At 70.8% G+C, this 14,304-nt stretch carries 15 protein-coding genes; 12 read left to right on the top strand and 3 right to left on the bottom strand.

Features of this window, described 5'->3' with window-relative positions; genetic code table 11:
- Nucleotides 1–76 precede the first annotated feature (76 nt).
- Nucleotides 77–3,862, top strand: coding sequence for a phosphodiester glycosidase family protein (locus ACLBWJ_RS11205; RefSeq protein WP_447660301.1), 3,786 nt, complete (start codon nucleotides 77–79; stop codon nucleotides 3,860–3,862).
- On the opposite strand, the gene ACLBWJ_RS11200 is transcribed toward ACLBWJ_RS11205, so the two are convergent.
- The gene (locus ACLBWJ_RS11200; RefSeq protein ID WP_240309703.1) at nucleotides 3,863–4,330 is read right to left on the bottom strand and encodes an acyl-CoA thioesterase; all 468 of its coding nucleotides are present in this window, start codon (nucleotides 4,328–4,330) and stop codon (nucleotides 3,863–3,865) included.
- A gap of 91 nt (nucleotides 4,331–4,421) precedes the next feature.
- On the opposite strand from ACLBWJ_RS11200, the gene ACLBWJ_RS11195 reads away from it, so the two are divergent.
- Nucleotides 4,422–4,655: a three-helix bundle dimerization domain-containing protein gene (locus ACLBWJ_RS11195; protein WP_447660300.1), complete on the top strand. Its 234-nt coding sequence runs from the start codon at nucleotides 4,422–4,424 to the stop codon at nucleotides 4,653–4,655.
- An 11-nt stretch (nucleotides 4,656–4,666) separates the two neighbouring features.
- On the opposite strand, the gene ACLBWJ_RS11190 is transcribed toward ACLBWJ_RS11195, so the two are convergent.
- Nucleotides 4,667–5,356, bottom strand: coding sequence for an L-ribulose-5-phosphate 4-epimerase (locus ACLBWJ_RS11190; protein WP_447660299.1), 690 nt, complete (start codon nucleotides 5,354–5,356; stop codon nucleotides 4,667–4,669).
- Nucleotides 5,357–5,473: 117 nt separating this feature from the next.
- Here ACLBWJ_RS11190 and ACLBWJ_RS11185 point away from each other — a divergent pair, with 117 nt between their 5' ends.
- Genes ACLBWJ_RS11185 through ACLBWJ_RS11170 form a run of 4 tightly spaced genes read left to right on the top strand, consistent with a single transcriptional unit; the run spans nucleotide 5,474 to nucleotide 8,172 of the window.
- A complete protein-coding gene (locus ACLBWJ_RS11185; RefSeq protein ID WP_447660298.1) occupies nucleotides 5,474–6,574 on the top strand; it encodes a VanZ family protein in 1,101 nt (366 codons plus the stop codon).
- A gap of 19 nt (nucleotides 6,575–6,593) precedes the next feature.
- Nucleotides 6,594–6,770: a hypothetical protein gene (locus ACLBWJ_RS11180; RefSeq protein ID WP_162815494.1), complete on the top strand. Its 177-nt coding sequence runs from the start codon at nucleotides 6,594–6,596 to the stop codon at nucleotides 6,768–6,770.
- 50 nt (nucleotides 6,771–6,820) lie between these two features.
- Nucleotides 6,821–7,375 carry a VOC family protein gene (locus ACLBWJ_RS11175; RefSeq protein ID WP_447660297.1) on the top strand — a complete coding sequence of 185 codons (555 nt, stop codon included), beginning with the start codon at nucleotides 6,821–6,823 and terminating at the stop codon, nucleotides 7,373–7,375.
- Nucleotides 7,372–8,172, top strand: a complete 801-nt coding sequence (locus tag ACLBWJ_RS11170; RefSeq protein WP_447660296.1) for a MerR family transcriptional regulator — start codon at nucleotides 7,372–7,374, stop codon at nucleotides 8,170–8,172. The genes ACLBWJ_RS11175 and ACLBWJ_RS11170 overlap by 4 nt, the downstream gene beginning before the upstream one ends.
- Nucleotides 8,173–8,204: 32 nt before the next feature.
- Here the strand turns inward: ACLBWJ_RS11170 and ACLBWJ_RS11165 are convergent, their stop codons facing one another.
- Nucleotides 8,205–9,167 carry an alpha/beta fold hydrolase gene (locus ACLBWJ_RS11165; protein WP_274179204.1) on the bottom strand — a complete coding sequence of 321 codons (963 nt, stop codon included), beginning with the start codon at nucleotides 9,165–9,167 and terminating at the stop codon, nucleotides 8,205–8,207.
- Nucleotides 9,168–9,244: 77 nt separating this feature from the next.
- On the opposite strand from ACLBWJ_RS11165, the gene ACLBWJ_RS11160 reads away from it, so the two are divergent.
- Genes ACLBWJ_RS11160 through ACLBWJ_RS11135 form a run of 6 tightly spaced genes read left to right on the top strand, consistent with a single transcriptional unit; the run spans nucleotide 9,245 to nucleotide 14,266 of the window.
- Nucleotides 9,245–10,360 (top strand): Gfo/Idh/MocA family protein, encoded by a 1,116-nt coding sequence (locus ACLBWJ_RS11160; protein WP_447660295.1) that lies wholly within the window; start codon nucleotides 9,245–9,247, stop codon nucleotides 10,358–10,360.
- A gap of 9 nt (nucleotides 10,361–10,369) precedes the next feature.
- A complete protein-coding gene (locus ACLBWJ_RS11155; RefSeq protein WP_274179206.1) occupies nucleotides 10,370–11,311 on the top strand; it encodes a metal ABC transporter substrate-binding protein in 942 nt (313 codons plus the stop codon).
- Nucleotides 11,308–12,057 (top strand): metal ABC transporter ATP-binding protein, encoded by a 750-nt coding sequence (locus tag ACLBWJ_RS11150; RefSeq protein WP_323986637.1) that lies wholly within the window; start codon nucleotides 11,308–11,310, stop codon nucleotides 12,055–12,057. The genes ACLBWJ_RS11155 and ACLBWJ_RS11150 overlap by 4 nt, the downstream gene beginning before the upstream one ends.
- 41 nt (nucleotides 12,058–12,098) lie before the next feature.
- Nucleotides 12,099–12,929: a metal ABC transporter permease gene (locus tag ACLBWJ_RS11145; protein WP_407667144.1), complete on the top strand. Its 831-nt coding sequence runs from the start codon at nucleotides 12,099–12,101 to the stop codon at nucleotides 12,927–12,929.
- Nucleotides 12,930–12,938: 9 nt separating this feature from the next.
- Nucleotides 12,939–13,187 (top strand): hypothetical protein, encoded by a 249-nt coding sequence (locus tag ACLBWJ_RS11140; RefSeq protein ID WP_023954097.1) that lies wholly within the window; start codon nucleotides 12,939–12,941, stop codon nucleotides 13,185–13,187.
- Between the two features lie 8 nt (nucleotides 13,188–13,195).
- Nucleotides 13,196–14,266 (top strand): spore photoproduct lyase family protein, encoded by a 1,071-nt coding sequence (locus ACLBWJ_RS11135; RefSeq protein WP_282501539.1) that lies wholly within the window; start codon nucleotides 13,196–13,198, stop codon nucleotides 14,264–14,266.
- Nucleotides 14,267–14,304: the final 38 nt, after the last annotated feature.

The following is a 14,304-nucleotide window of genomic DNA, read 5'->3' as shown; positions in this document are numbered from 1 at the left end:
ACGGTTCACCTGAGGGTCATCCCCCCGCCACCGGACCATCATCCTCTCGGACGCCCCCGTCCGTAGGGTGCTCCGCGTGCCCGCCCTCACCTCACGTCTCTCCCGCCCGGCCCCGAGAACGCGCCGCGGCGCAGTCGCACTGCTCGCCGTCGTCACCGCGACCGCTGCGAGCATCGGCGCCCTGAGCCCGGCATCCGCCGTCGCCGCGCCCGACACGGGCGGACTCGACCTCGGCGGCGGGAACTCGTCGATGCTCAGCGCCGACGCTCAGACGCTCGCGCCCGGACTGGAGCTCACCGACTTCCGCCGGCTGCAACCCGCCGGCTGGGTGACCGGCCACGTGATGCGCGCCGACCTCACGACACCGACCCTGTCGCTCGACGTGCTCGACGCCGGCACGGTGTCGGGTGGTGCCATGCTCAGCGACCAGATCGCCGGCACCGGTGCGGTCGCGGCGATCAACGGCGACTACTTCGACATGAACTACTCGACCGCACCGGTCGGCACGAACGTGTCACCGACCGAAGGTCTGCGTACCGCGGCCCCCGGCATGCGCCAGGCGTTCACGATCTCCGACGGACTCGCCGCCGTGCAGGCCCTGACCTCGGGCGCCACGGTCGCCGTCGACGGCACCGTGCACCGACTGGCCGGCGTCAACAGCCCCGACATCGGCGTCGACGGCATCGGGTGGTACACCCCCGCGTGGGGCTCCCACCCGTTGAGCCGCCCGCTCGGCGGACCCGCCGAGATCGCCGGCTCGATCGCCCGCGTCACGGTGCAGGACGGCGTCGTGACCGAGGTCACCACCGACGCGGCATCCGTCACGGGCACGACGGCCATCGCCGACGGCTCCGGCGTGCTCATCGGCCGTGACGGCGGCGCCACCACGCTGGCCGCCTTCGAGGTCGGCGACACGGTCGAGGTCACGGTCGAGGCGTCCGCCGACGTCGACCTCGCCGTCAGCGGGTCGCAGCGCATGATCGTCGACGGCGTGCAGACCGACGAAGACCAGGTCGAGGCGGCCCGCACCGCCATCGGCGTCAACCGCGACGGCACGGAGGTCACCGTCGTCACCATCGACGGACGCGCCGGCGACAGCCGCGGCATGACCATCCGAGAGCTCGGCGACCTCATGCTCGACCTCGACGTCTACAACGCCGTCAACCTCGACGGCGGCGGCTCGACGATGCTCGCCGTGCGCGAACCCGGTGACGCCGAGGCGTCCATCCACAACCGCCCCTCCGACGGGGGCGAGCGCGTCGTCGCCAACAGCCTCGCCTTCTTCTCGTCGGCCCCGGCCGGCGTCGTCGACGACGTGAAGGTCGCACCGGCCCTCGACGCGGCCGGCTCCGACGCCGTCTTCCCCGGGCTCCACCGCACGCTGGCCGGCACCGGCCTCGACGCCAACCTCACGGGGGTCGACGTCATCGGCGATTTCTCCGCGACGGATGCCGCTGTCACGGTGTCTGCGTCGGGTGACGCGACGGCGCTCGTCGCGGGCGTGACCCCGGGCACCGCCACCGTCTCGTTCGAGGCCGAGGGCAAGACCGCGACCACCGAGGTGCGGGTGCTCGGCGACCTCGAGCGGGTGCGCCCGTCGTCGACGGTCGTCGCCCTGCCCGAGCCCGGCCAGACCGCGACCGTCCGCCTCACGGGTCTGGACGCCGACGGCTTCACCGCGCCGCTCGAGACCGCCGACGTCAGCGTCGAGCACGGGGCCGACGTGACCGTCGAGCGGAACGGCCTGGACGCGTTCCTCATCACCCCGACCACCGACAGCGGCTCGGCGACGGTGACCTTCACCGCCGGTGGACGCAGCGTCGACGTCGCGGTGACCATCGGCTACCGCACCATCTCGGTGGCCGATTTCACCGACGCGGCGTCGTGGACCGCCGGAGTCGCGCGTGCGACCGGTGAGCTCACCCCGACCACCGGCCCCGACGGTCGAGCCGCGCTGCGCATGACCTACGACTTCACCACCACCACCAGCACGCGCGGCTACTACGCGATCGCTCCGGAGCAGGTCGATGCCGCGTCGGGCCGCGTGCTCGAGGGCCAGCCGCAAGCGATCACGCTGTGGATCGACGGCGACGGCTCGGGCGCCTGGCCCCGCCTGCAGATGCGAACCGGCACCGACACGACGATCAACCTCGACGGCCCCATGATCGACTGGACCGGCTGGCGCCAGGCACGCTTCACCGTGCCGGCGGGCACGGCGTATCCGCTGACATTCCAGCGTGTGCGCATTATGGAGACCCGGTCGTCGGCCACCTACCACGGCGACATCGCCATCTCCGGCCTCGAGTCGATCGTCGCACCCGACGTCGACCAGCCGGTGGCCCCGAAGGTGTTCGACCCGGTGATCGTCACCGACGGCAGCGTCGACGGCCGCTCCCAGCGGATCGCGGTCATGAGCGACGCGCAGTTCGTCGCCCGCAACCCCGATTCCGAGGTCGTCGTCGCCGCACGCGAGACACTGCGCGAGATCGTCGCGGCCGAGCCCGACTACCTCGTCATCAACGGAGACTTCGTCGACGAGGCATCCGTCGCCGACTTCGAGCTCGCTGCCCGCATCCTCGACGAGGAGGTCGGCGACCGTGTGCCCTACATCTACGTGCCCGGCAACCACGAGATCATGGGCGGCGCGATCTCGAACTTCACCTCGGCGTTCGGCGCGGCGTTCCGATCCGTCGACCTCGGCTCGACGCGCATGATCACCCTGAACTCGTCGGCCGGCTCGTTCCGGGCGTCGGGCATGGAGCAGCTGGAGTTCCTGGACTCCGAGTTGGCCGCCGCGGCGGAGGACTCGTCGGTGACGGGCGTGCTCGTCTTCTCGCACCACCCGGCCGACGACCCGCTGCCGTCGAAGGCGAGCCAGCTCTCCGACCGCTACGAGGCGGCGCAGTTCGTGTCGACGCTCGCGGCCTTCCGCGCCGACACCGGCAAGTCGGTCGCCATGGTGAACGGCCACGTCGGCGTCTTCGACGCGACGAGCTACGACGGCGTCTCGCGGGTGCTGAACGGCAACTCGGGCAAGGGGCCCTCGGGAACCCCGGATGCCGGCGGCTTCACCGGCTGGACCATGCTCGGCGTGAACCCCGGCGCCGGTGTCGTGGGCACGGGGCCCGCCGTGGTGGAGGACCGCATCCGATGGATGCAGGCCGAGACGAAGCCGCGCGTGCAATCGCTCGATCTCGCGGCACCGACGGTGCTCGAGGTCGGCGAGACGGTGCCCGTGTCGGCGACGCTGACACAGGACGGCGGGCGCACGGTTCCCGTCGCCTGGCCGGTGAGCGCGGACTGGGCCGGCGCCGGGCTCGACGTCGTCGGGTCGGATGCACGGGCGGACGCCGAGGCGCGATCGGGGCGCGCCGAGCGCGCGCAGACCGAAGCAGCCGCCTCGGGCCCGCTGCGCCTGAACCCCTCCTCCGGTGAGCTGACCGCCGTGTCGGCCGGCGATGCCTCGATCTCGGTGACCGTGAACGGGGTGACCGACACGGTGGAGGTCACGGTCGTCGCGGCGCCGGGTGACGGCGAGCCGGGCACACCGGGTGACGGCGAGCCGGGCGCACCGGGTGACAGCGGGCCGGGCGCACCGGGCGACAGCGGGCCGGGCGCACCGGGCGACAGCGGGCCGGGCGCACCGGGCGACAGCGGGCCGGGCGCACCGGGCGACAGCGGGCCGGGCATGCCCGGTTCCGGCGGCGGGTCGGGGCCGGATGCCGGGTCGAGCGATGCTCTGGCCGCTACCGGCGCCGACGCAGGGACGATCGGCGGGGTCGCCGGACTGGCGGCTCTCGTCGCAGCCCTCGGCCTGGCGCTGCTCGTGTGGCGACGTCGCGCGAGGGCCGCGTCCCGGTGATCAGGGCAGGCGCACCGAGTCGGTCTTGGGGTGCTCGCGCGGCATCCGATCACGGTCGTACGTGATGGCGGAGTAGCCGTGCGGGATCGGCTGCCCGTCCTCGTCGACGCTCACGAACACGAGACGCTCGATCGAGAGGATGCGCTTGCGCGTGATCATGTTGCGCACGACGGCCCGCATCGTCAGCGAGGTGCGACCGAAGTGCGTCGCCGTCAGCCCCATCTCGATGAGGTCGCCCTGCAGCGCCGACGACTCGAAGTTGATCTCCGAGATGAGCTTGGTCACCACGCGGTAGTTGCCGAGCTGGATGATCGCGTAGATCGCGGCTTCCTCGTCGATCCAGCGGAGCAGACTGCCGCCGAAGAGCGTGCCGTTGGCGTTCAGGTCTTCCGGCCGCACCCACTTGCGGGTGTGGAAGTTGATGCCGCCCTCCGACCAGGGCCATTCGGAACTCGTCTGATCGCTCACGTTGATCCAGCCTAATCCCGCACATGATCGCACGCGCGGGGCGTCGCGTCGACGGGTTTCGCCGGCAGCTCGGACGTCGGATGATGTGGCCATGGACAAGCCTGCGAAAGAGTTCGACGCCCACGAGGTGACGGAAGAGGTCGCCGACCGGGTCAAGAAGCGGATGCCGGACCTCGACGACGAGCTCATCCACCGCGAGGCGGCGGCCTCGGTTGAGAGCCACGCCGACGCCCGCGTCACGGACTTCATCGGCATCATCGCCGAACGCGAGACCCGCGAGCGCCTCGCCGGTATCGCCGACGAGGCGCCGACCGAGTCCGTCTGACCGGTGCGGGGCTACCGGCGGTCGTCGGTGGTCTGTCCGTAAACGTTCTGATACCGGTCGTACAGCGCATCGATCGCGTCCTGCGGAATCGGGAGCAACTCCCCCGCCTGCCGGGCGATGTGGACCGTGCGAGCCACGTCCTCCACCATCACCGCAGCCTTGACCGCATCCTTCGCACTCGACCCGATCGTGAACGGCCCATGGTTCTGCATCAACACCGCCCGGGAACGATGCCCCCGAAGCGTGTCCACGATCCCCCGGCCGATCGAGTCATCACCGATGATCGCGAACGGCCCCACCGGGATCGGCCCCCCGAACTCATCAGCCATCGCCGTGATCACACACGGGATCTCCTCACCCCGCGCCGCCCACGCCACCGCATACGTCGAATGCGTGTGCACCACACCACCCACCTCGGGCATATTCCGATACACATACGCATGCGCCGCCGTATCACTGGACGGCGACCGATCACTGCCCGGCGTCCCCGGCACCACATTGCCGTCCAGATCGCACACGATCATGTTTTCCGGAGCCAACTCGTCATACGACACCCCCGACGGCTTGATCACGAACAGATCAGCCCCCGGAACCCGCCCCGACACGTTGCCACCGGTCCACACGACCAGCCCGTAACGCACCAGCTCCGCGTGCAACGACGCCACCTCGGCCCGAACCCGCGCCACCGCTTCGTGTTCCATCGGACTCCTCCGCCTCTCGGAATCAGCCGGCTCCGCCTCCGGGACCGGCGGTCGTCATGTTACCGGTAACACTCACAGTGTCCAGAAGAACCCGCCTGGTCTGGAAAAGTTGTCGGAATGGGTGACAACGTCTTCCTCGGCGCCGTCGCGATCGGCATCGGCGCGCTCGTCGGCCTCGTGCTGTTCGTGCCCTTCGTCGCGGTCCAGTACCGGCGCGCCGGGCACCTCACCGCGGGCCAGCTCGTGCTGTGGGGCGCGGCCCTCGTCTACTTCTTCGCGATCTGGACCTACACGCTCCTGCCGCTCCCCGACCCGTCGAGCATGCGGTGCGCCGGGTCCAACCTGAACCTCTTCGAGCTCGTCGACGACATCCGCGGCGCCGCGCAGCGTGCGGGAGGCAGCCCGCGGGCGTTTCTCTCCGACTCGGCCTTCCTGCAGCTCGCCCTCAACGTCCTGCTCTTCCTCCCGCTCGGCTTCTTCGTGCGGGTTCTCGCCCGCCGCGGCATCCTCGTCGCGTTCGCGGCCGGCCTCGGCATCTCGCTCATCGTCGAGTTCACGCAGCTGACCGGAGTCTGGGGCGTCTACCCGTGCGCCTACCGCGTCTTCGACGTCGACGACCTGCTCACCAACACCGTCGGAGCGGTCATCGGCTCGATCCTCGCGCTCCTCGTGCCGCGCCGCCCGGTCTCCGAAGAGCCGGACGCCCCGCGACCGGTGACGCGCGGCCGCCGCATCCTCGCGATGGTGTGCGACCTGCTCGCCTATTCGCTCGTCGGCATCTTCGTGAGCGTCGGCATCCAGGCGGCCCTCGTCTTCACGGGCAACCGCGACGTCGCCGTCGAGACCGACCTCGCGGGTCAGGCCGGCTCGATCGCCGCGCTCGCGGTCGTCGGCGGATGCGTCCTGGTGTCGGGCCGGACGATCGGCGACCTGACCGTGCGCCTCCGCTACGCCGGTGGCCCGGCCCCCGCCGTGGTGACCCGACTCACGCGGTTCCTCGGCGGCATCGGCGGCTACGCGCTGCTGGATCAGCTCCCCGGCCCCTGGGGCTTCCTCGCCTTCGTCTTCCTCGTGGCCTGCGCGATCCTCACGTTCACGACGCAGGGCGGCCGCGGCCTGCCCGGTCTGCTCGGTGCCCAGGTACTGCGCGACAGCCGGGAGCATGGTCCCGCAGGACGAGTCGAAATCACCCGTATGGGGGACGCGCCCCGGCGCTGAGATCCGTAGCGTCGAGAGCATGGACGTCGAAGCACTCGCCCACACCGCCACCGGCGCTCTTGTCGGCATCGCCCTCGGATTCCTGGTGGGACTCCTCACCCTCAACCCGATGCTCGGCGTCATCGTCGGCGGCGTCGCGATGGTCGTGCTCGCCATCGCTGCGGCCATGCTGCTCCCGCGCGGCGTCTACCGCTGACCGGCACCCCCGCTTGACCCTCACGCGACGTGAGGGCCGAGAGTGGTCGCATGACCGACCCCGAGACCCCCTATTACGACGCTTTCGAGATCAGCCCCGTTCCCCCGCCCGGACCGGATGCCGTGGCCCCCGAGCCCTATCGCGGCATCTACGGGATGCCGGCGTTCGTCACGATCCCCACGCACGATCTGACGAGCTCGTCGCGGTTCTGGACCGCGGGCCTGGGGTTCTTCGAGCTCTTCTCGATCCCCAGCGCGCTCATCCACCTGCGCCGGTGGGCGTTCCAGGATGTCCTGCTCGTCGCCGCCGACCCGGCCTCGGCGCCGACGTCCGAACCGCCCGCACTGACCTACAGCTACGCCTGCGTCCTCGCCGAGCTCGACGGCATCGTCGAGGCCTGCCGCGCGCTGGACCCGGGGGCGGCCGGCGAGCCCCGCGACACCCCGTGGAACAGTCGCGAGGTCGAGATCCTCACCCCGGAGAACGCGCGTATCGTCGTCACGGCGGCGAAGCCCTACGAGCCCGACAGCGCCGCAGCACGCTCCCTCGCCGCCATCGGCATCACACCCCCGAAGAACCCGGCGAAGGAGCAGGAGCACCCATGAGCGACATCAGCACGGACGGGGTGACGGTCGGGCGCGCGGCATCCGATCTCGGGGTCACGGTGCGCACCCTGCACCACTGGGACGAGATCGGTCTCGCCTCGCCGTCGCTGCGCACCGACGCCGGGTACCGGCTGTACACCGCGGCGGACATCGCTCGCCTGCAGCGCATCGTCGTGTACCGCGAGGTCGGGCTGGGGCTCGACCAGATCCGCACCATCCTCGACGAGCCGGGTCGCGACACCTCCGCGGCTCTCCGGGAGCAACGCGACGAGGTGTCGCGATCGCTCGCCCGGCTCGAGGGCCTCCGCGCCGGTCTCGACCGCATGATCGAGGCGCACGAGCGCGGCGTGCTGCTCACCGCCGAGGAGCAGCTGTCGATCTTCGGCCCCGACTGGAACCCCGACTGGCCCGCCCTCGCCCGGCGCCGCTACGGCGACTCCCCGCAGTGGCAGCAGTACGCCGAACGCGCCGCCACCCGCACCCCCGACCAGTGGCGGGAGATCACCGCGACGATGACCGCGCTCGAGGCCGACCTCGCCGCGGCCGCCGACGCGGGCATCGAGCCCGGCGCGCCGGAGGCCGAGGCGCTCGTCGAGCGCCACCGTGCCGCGATCAGCGAGTACTTCCCGGTGAGCCGGTCGATGCAGGTCTGCCTCGGCCGGATGTACGAAGCGGATGCCGCGTTCACCGCGCACTACGATCGTCTCCGTCCCGGCCTCACCTCGTGGCTGCGCCGCAGCATCGACGCGAGCGCCCGCGCGCACGGCATCGACCCCAACACCGCGGTGTGGGAGTGACGACGAGGAAGTGACGTCGCGAGCCCGCCGACTCAGCTGCGTCCGCCGGTGAACGCGCGCCACATGACGGCGGCGTGCGACTCCTTCGCATGCTCGACGCCGACCTCGTCGCCCTCCCGCGCGCTGAACCACTCCTGCACGCGGTAGCGCGCCGCGCGCCACATGAGGGCGATCCCGCCGTACGCAGGCCGGGGCACGCGCGCCTCCTCCTGCGACATCTGACCGCGGCGGGGCAGGTCGCCCGCGACGAAGGCGTCCATGAGCTTGGCTACGCCGATCGCGTTGCCGTTGATGACCGAGTGCGCGGCGCCGTGGATCTCCCACCGCCACGCGTCGCGCGCGACGGCCAGGAGCTCCGAGTGGAAGTACCGCGGCGACGAGAAGTCGCGCGCGCCGCGGATCAGCAGCACCTGCGCAGAGACGTCCGCCAGGCGCTCGCGCAGCGGATACCGCATCATGTGCGGCAGCACCCGCATGAAGTAGGCGAAGCCGCAGAGCAGGTAGGCGCTGACCGCCAGCATCACGAGGCGGAACGGCTCGAACAGCGATGACTGCCCGAACCGGATCGCCTGCAGCACCACCGAGCGTTCGCGGTCGTTCACGACCGGACCGATGAGGACGGCCTGACGGATGCCGGGGCGCCGCGTGAGCACCTCCGTGACGATCTGCGTGCCGAAGGAGTGCCCGAGCAGCACGGGATCATCGAGCTCGAACCGATCGAGCACCGCCTCCACCTGGTCGGCGAAGAACGCCACCGACGGCTCGTCGCGCGGCGCACGCTGACCGGCGAAGCCCGGAAGGTCGAGAGCGTAGACCCGCGCGTTCTGCGCGAGCGTCGGGGCGAGCAGGTCGAAGTACGTCGCGGCCACCCCGATGCCCGCGATCAGCACGAAGGCCCGCCCCGCATCCGCCGACGACGCGGTCTGCACCCGCGTGACCCGAGTGCGCACCCCGTCGAACGCGACCGTCTCGACGTCGATGTCGGCCGGCTCCATATCATGTTCACCGCCGCGAGCGCGCCCCTCCACCATGCCCCTACCGTCTCACACGCCGCCCCGTGCAGACTGTGCCGATGACCCTCACCTTCGCCATCGTCGGCAGCGGATGGCGCAGTGACTTCTTCCTGCGCATCGCCGCCGCCCTTCCCGAGCGGTTCCGCGTCTCCGGCCTCGTCACCCGCAGCGCGGCGACCGCGGCCGAGATCGAGAACCGGTGGGGCGTCCGCGGCTACAGCGACCTCGACGCGCTGCTCGCCGACGGCACCCCCGACTTCGTCGTCGTCTCGGTGCCGCGCGACGTGGCTCCCGGGATCATCGTCGACCTCGCCGGCCGCGGCATCCCGGTCCTGACCGAGACACCGCCCGCCGCCGGGATCGACGACCTCGTCGACCTGTGGGAGCACCTCGCCCGCCCGGGGATGCCGACGGTGCAGGTCGCGGAGCAGTACCACCTGTCGCCGCTGCTGTCGGCGCAGCTCGCGGTGGCCCGTTCCGGACGGCTGGGCACCCCGTCACAGGCGCTCGTCGCGCAGTGCCACGACTATCACGGCGTCAGCGTCATGCGGCGAGCGCTCGGCATCGGGGCCGACGAGACCGAGATCACGGCATCCGTCTTCCGGTCTCCGCTCGTGGCGGGCCCGGGCCGCGACGGCGACCCCACCGAGGAGCGGATCGTCACCGCGACGCAGACCACGGCACGGTTCGCGTTCGGCGACCGCCTGGGCGTGTACGACTTCGCCGGCGAGCAGTACTTCTCGTGGATCCGCGGCAACCGCCTGCTGATCCGCGGCGAGCGCGGCGAGATCGAGAACGGCGAGGTGCGCCACCTCCGCCGGTTCGACGAGCCCGTCTTCGACTCGCTGCGACGGGTCATGACGGGCGAGGGCGGCAACCTGGAGGGGATGTTCCTGCGCGGCATCCTCCTCGGCGACGAGTGGGTCTTCCGCAACCCCTTCCTCCCGGCCCGCCTCAACGACGACGAGATCGCGATCGCGCGGATGCTCGACGGCATGCCGGGCGCCATCGACGGGCACGCGCCGGTCTATTCGCTGGCCGAGGCCAGCCAGGACCACTACCTCGCGCTGCTGATGCGGCAGGCGGCCGAGTCCGGTAACACCGTGCGTTCGACGCGTCAACCCTGGGCCGATGTCGTCGACGAGGAATTGCACGCCCGGGAGGCCAGCGGGTAATTTTTCGGTATGCCGAAAAATCGACCTCGCCGCCTTTCCGCGCTGGTCGCCCTGGGGGCGACGGCTGCGCTCCTCGCGGGCTGCGCGACGGGCTCGAACGCCGACGTCGCCGGCGAACCGTCGGGCGACCGGCCCGTCGTGCTGACGACGTTCACGGTGCTCGCCGACATCGCCCGCAACGTCGCGGGAGACCGACTCGATGTGCGATCGATCACGAAGGCCGGGGCCGAGATCCACGGCTACGAGCCCACCCCGCGCGATATCGCGGCGGCGTCCGACGCCGACCTGATCCTCGACAACGGGCTGGGCCTCGAGTCATGGTTCGCGCGGTTCGTCGAGACCGCCGACGCACCGCACGCCGTCGTGTCCGAGGGCGTCGAGACGATCGACATCACCGGAGACGCCTACGCCGGCAAGCCCAACCCCCACGCCTGGATGAGCCCCCTGAACGTGCAGCTGTACGTCGAGAACATCGTCGCGGCGTTCAGCGAGCTCGATCCCGCGGGAGCCGACGCCTACGCCGCGAACGGTGCCGCCTACAACGACGAGCTGCAGCGCATCCACGACGATCTCGTCGCCGACCTCGAGACGGTGCCCGTCGAGCAGCGCGCGCTCGTGACGTGCGAAGGGGCCTTCTCGTACCTCGCTCGAGATGCCGGGCTCACCGAGGCCTACATCTGGCCCGTCAACGCCGAGCAGCAGGCGACACCCCAGCAGATCCGGCAGACGATCGAGTTCGTCGACGACAATGACGTGCCCGCCGTGTTCTGCGAGTCGACGGTCTCGGACCGCCCGATGCAGCAGGTCGTCGAGGCGACGGATGCCGTCTTCGGCGGCACCCTCTACGTCGACTCGCTCTCCGAGCAGGACGGCCCCGTGCCGACCTACCTCGACCTGCTCCGCCACGACGCCGAGACCATCACGGCGGCGCTGACCGGGAGCGCCTCGTGAGCGGCGTGGCCGGCGCGTCTCCGGGAATCGAGGTCACCGGAGTCTCGGTGCGCTACCGCGACATCGTGGCACTCGACGACGTCAACCTCACCGTCACGCCCGGCCGCGTGACCGCGCTGATCGGCATGAACGGATCGGGCAAGTCGACGCTGTTCAAGTCGATCACGGGTCTCGTCCGTCCCGCGAGCGGCCGGGTGAGCATCGCCGGTCAGACCCCCGCGCTCGCCCGCCGCCGCGGCGTCATCGGCTACGTGCCCCAGAGCGAGGACGTCGACTGGACCTTCCCGGTCTCGGTGCGAGACGTCGTCATGATGGGCCGGTACGGTCGCCTCGGCCTCACCCGCCGCCCGCGCCCCGAGGACCATCGCGCCGTCGACGCCGCCCTCGAGCGGGTCGAACTGGGCGACCTCGCCGACCGCCAGATCGGCCGGCTGTCGGGCGGGCAGCGCAAACGCGCGTTCGTCGCGCGCGGCATCGCCCAGGATGCCGGCGTCCTGCTCCTCGACGAGCCCTTCGCAGGAGTCGACAAGAAGTCCGAGGCGACGATCGTGCGCCTGCTCCGCGAGATCGCGGCCGACGGCCGCACCGTGCTGGTCTCCACCCATGACCTGCACGCCCTCCCCTCGCTCGCCGACGAAGCCGTGCTGCTGCTGCGCCGCGTCGTCTTCCAGGGAGCCGTCGACGAGGCGCTCCGCCCCGAGCTGCTCGCGCGCGCCTTCGGCCTGACCATCGAGGAGCGCCCGTGAACCTCATCGACATCCTGCTCGAGCCCCTCCAGTACGAGTTCATGCTGCGCGCCCTGTCGGCCACGGCGATCGCCGCGATCGTCTGCGCCGTCCTGTCGTGCTGGCTCGTCCTCATCGGCTGGTCGCTCATGGGCGACGCCGTCAGTCACGCGGTGCTGCCCGGCGTCGTGCTCGCGTACGTCCTCGGTGCCCCCTTCGCGATCGGTGCCCTCGTGTTCGGGTTCCTCGCGGTCGCCCTCATCGGCATCATCCGGGGCACGAGCCGCGTCAAGGAGGATGCCGCCATCGGCATCGTGTTCACGACGCTGTTCGCGCTCGGCCTCGTGCTCATCTCGGTCACGCCGAGCCAGACCGACCTCAACCACATCCTGTTCGGCAACGTCCTCGGGGTCTCCACCGGCGACCTCGTGCAGATCGCGGTCCTGGCCGCAGTGGCCTTCGCGATCCTGTTCATCAAGCGCCGCGACCTCACGCTGTTCGCCTTCGATCCGATCCACACCTTCGCGATCGGGCTCTCGCCCCGGCTCCTCTCGGGGCTGCTCTTGGGCGTGCTCGCGCTGACCGCGGTCGTCGCGCTCCAGGTCGTGGGCGTCGTGCTCGTCGTCGCGATGCTCATCATCCCGGGAGCCACGGCGCACCTGCTCACCGACCGCTTCGGCCGCATGCTCGTCATCGCGCCGGTGCTCTCGGCGGCATCCTCGATCGTCGGCATCTACCTGAGCTACTGGGTGGACGCCTCGTCGGGCGGACTCGTCGTGCTCGTGCAGGGCGTCGTGTTCGCCGCGGTCTACCTCTTCAGCCCGAGACACGGGATCATCGGGCGTCGGATGGCCTCGCGCAAGTCCGTCGCCGAATCCGTTCCCGCTGGCTAGCGTGCCGCTATGAAGATCAGCGAGATCCACTGGAACGACGAAGCCCGCCAGAAGGTGCTCGACGACGCCGACCGTGTCCTGCAGGATGCCGTCGCCGCCGTCGCCGCGACCGATGACGCGAACGACGCCGACAAGGCTTACGCCGCGCTCGTCAGCCACATGAAGGACAAGTTCATCGACTGGGAGCCCGGCCCCGACGTCCGCACGTACGCCGACGCCCTCGCCGCCGGCGAGATCGAGCTCGAGCAGGCCGGCTGACCGGCCGGATGTCCCGGGATCGGGCCCCGCTGCTGCAGATCAGCCGCATCTACGCCGAGGAGGCCGCGCTCGCGCTGCCCCGCGGGCAGGAGATCGTGGCGCGGTGGCCCGATGCCGAGATCGTGCCGATCGACTCGCACTGGCTCGTTCCCGAGATCCACGGCGACGAGACGAACGTGCGCCGCTGGGTGCGGATCAAGACCGAGGCGCTCGTGCTCGGTGTGAAGAAGTCGGTCGCGACCCGCCTCAACGGCCGCTCGGCCGACTTCATCGCGCCGTCGACGGCGAACGGCTGCGCCATGGCCTGCTCCTACTGCTACGTGCCGCGACGCAAGGGCTACAGCAACCCCGTGACCGTGTTCGCGAACATCGACGAGATCTCGCGCCATCTCGCACGGCACATCTCCCGGCAGGGCCCCAAGACCGAGCCGAACCAGTGCGACCCCGAGGCGTGGGTCTACGACATCGGCGAGAACAGCGACTGCTCGGTCGACGCGATGATCAGCGAGAACGTCCGCGATCTGTGCGAGCTGTTCCGGATGTCGCCGACGGCCAAGGCCTCGTTCGCGACGAAGTACGTCAATCGCGACCTGCTCGACTGGGACCCGCTCGGGCGAACCCGCATCCGCTTCTCGCTCATGCCGCACGACACGGCGAAAGTGACCGACATCCGAACGTCGCCGGTCGCCGAGCGGATCGCCGCGATCAACGACTTCGTCGAGGCCGGCTACGAAGTGCACCTGAACTTCTCGCCCGTCATCCTCACCCCGACCTGGGTGGCCGACTGGACCGCGCTGCTGCGCGAGCTGAACGACGTGCTCTCCGACCGCGCCAAGGCGCAGCTGGCGTGCGAGATCATCATGCTCACCCACAACGAGGGGCTGCACGAGGTCAACCTCGGGTGGCATCCGCGCGGCGAAGACCTGCTGTGGACCCCGCGGATGCAGGAGACCAAACGCTCGCAGAACGGCGCCATCAACGTCCGGTACCGCTCACCGCTCAAGGGCGAGGCCGTCGCGACACTCTGCGCTCTCATCGAGCGCGAGCTGCCGTCGTGCCGCATCCGCTACGCGTTCTGATCCCCCCTCCCTTGCGCGACCGCGCGGATCTGCGCCAC

The sequence above is a fragment of the Microbacterium sp. M4A5_1d genome (genome assembly GCF_053345465.1).
The sequence above is the reverse complement of the archived record's forward strand: the minus strand, read 5'-3'. Positions and strand labels throughout refer to the sequence as shown.

What these genes read in the sequence shown, in the direction of transcription:
- ACLBWJ_RS11195 (WP_447660300.1), top strand. Translation starts at nt 4,422, where the DNA reads ATGGACAAGCCTGCGAAAGAGTTCGACGCCCACGAGGTGACGGAAGAG.
- ACLBWJ_RS11190 (WP_447660299.1), bottom strand. Translation starts at nt 5,356, where the DNA reads ATGGAACACGAAGCGGTGGCGCGGGTTCGGGCCGAGGTGGCGTCGTTG.
- ACLBWJ_RS11185 (WP_447660298.1), top strand. Translation starts at nt 5,474, where the DNA reads ATGGGTGACAACGTCTTCCTCGGCGCCGTCGCGATCGGCATCGGCGCG.
- ACLBWJ_RS11180 (WP_162815494.1), top strand. Translation starts at nt 6,594, where the DNA reads ATGGACGTCGAAGCACTCGCCCACACCGCCACCGGCGCTCTTGTCGGC.
- ACLBWJ_RS11175 (WP_447660297.1), top strand. Translation starts at nt 6,821, where the DNA reads ATGACCGACCCCGAGACCCCCTATTACGACGCTTTCGAGATCAGCCCC.
- ACLBWJ_RS11170 (WP_447660296.1), top strand. Translation starts at nt 7,372, where the DNA reads ATGAGCGACATCAGCACGGACGGGGTGACGGTCGGGCGCGCGGCATCC.
- ACLBWJ_RS11165 (WP_274179204.1), bottom strand. Translation starts at nt 9,167, where the DNA reads ATGGAGCCGGCCGACATCGACGTCGAGACGGTCGCGTTCGACGGGGTG.
- ACLBWJ_RS11160 (WP_447660295.1), top strand. Translation starts at nt 9,245, where the DNA reads ATGACCCTCACCTTCGCCATCGTCGGCAGCGGATGGCGCAGTGACTTC.
- ACLBWJ_RS11155 (WP_274179206.1), top strand. Translation starts at nt 10,370, where the DNA reads ATGCCGAAAAATCGACCTCGCCGCCTTTCCGCGCTGGTCGCCCTGGGG.
- ACLBWJ_RS11145 (WP_407667144.1), top strand. Translation starts at nt 12,099, where the DNA reads ATGCTGCGCGCCCTGTCGGCCACGGCGATCGCCGCGATCGTCTGCGCC.
- ACLBWJ_RS11140 (WP_023954097.1), top strand. Translation starts at nt 12,939, where the DNA reads ATGAAGATCAGCGAGATCCACTGGAACGACGAAGCCCGCCAGAAGGTG.
- ACLBWJ_RS11135 (WP_282501539.1), top strand. Translation starts at nt 13,196, where the DNA reads ATGTCCCGGGATCGGGCCCCGCTGCTGCAGATCAGCCGCATCTACGCC.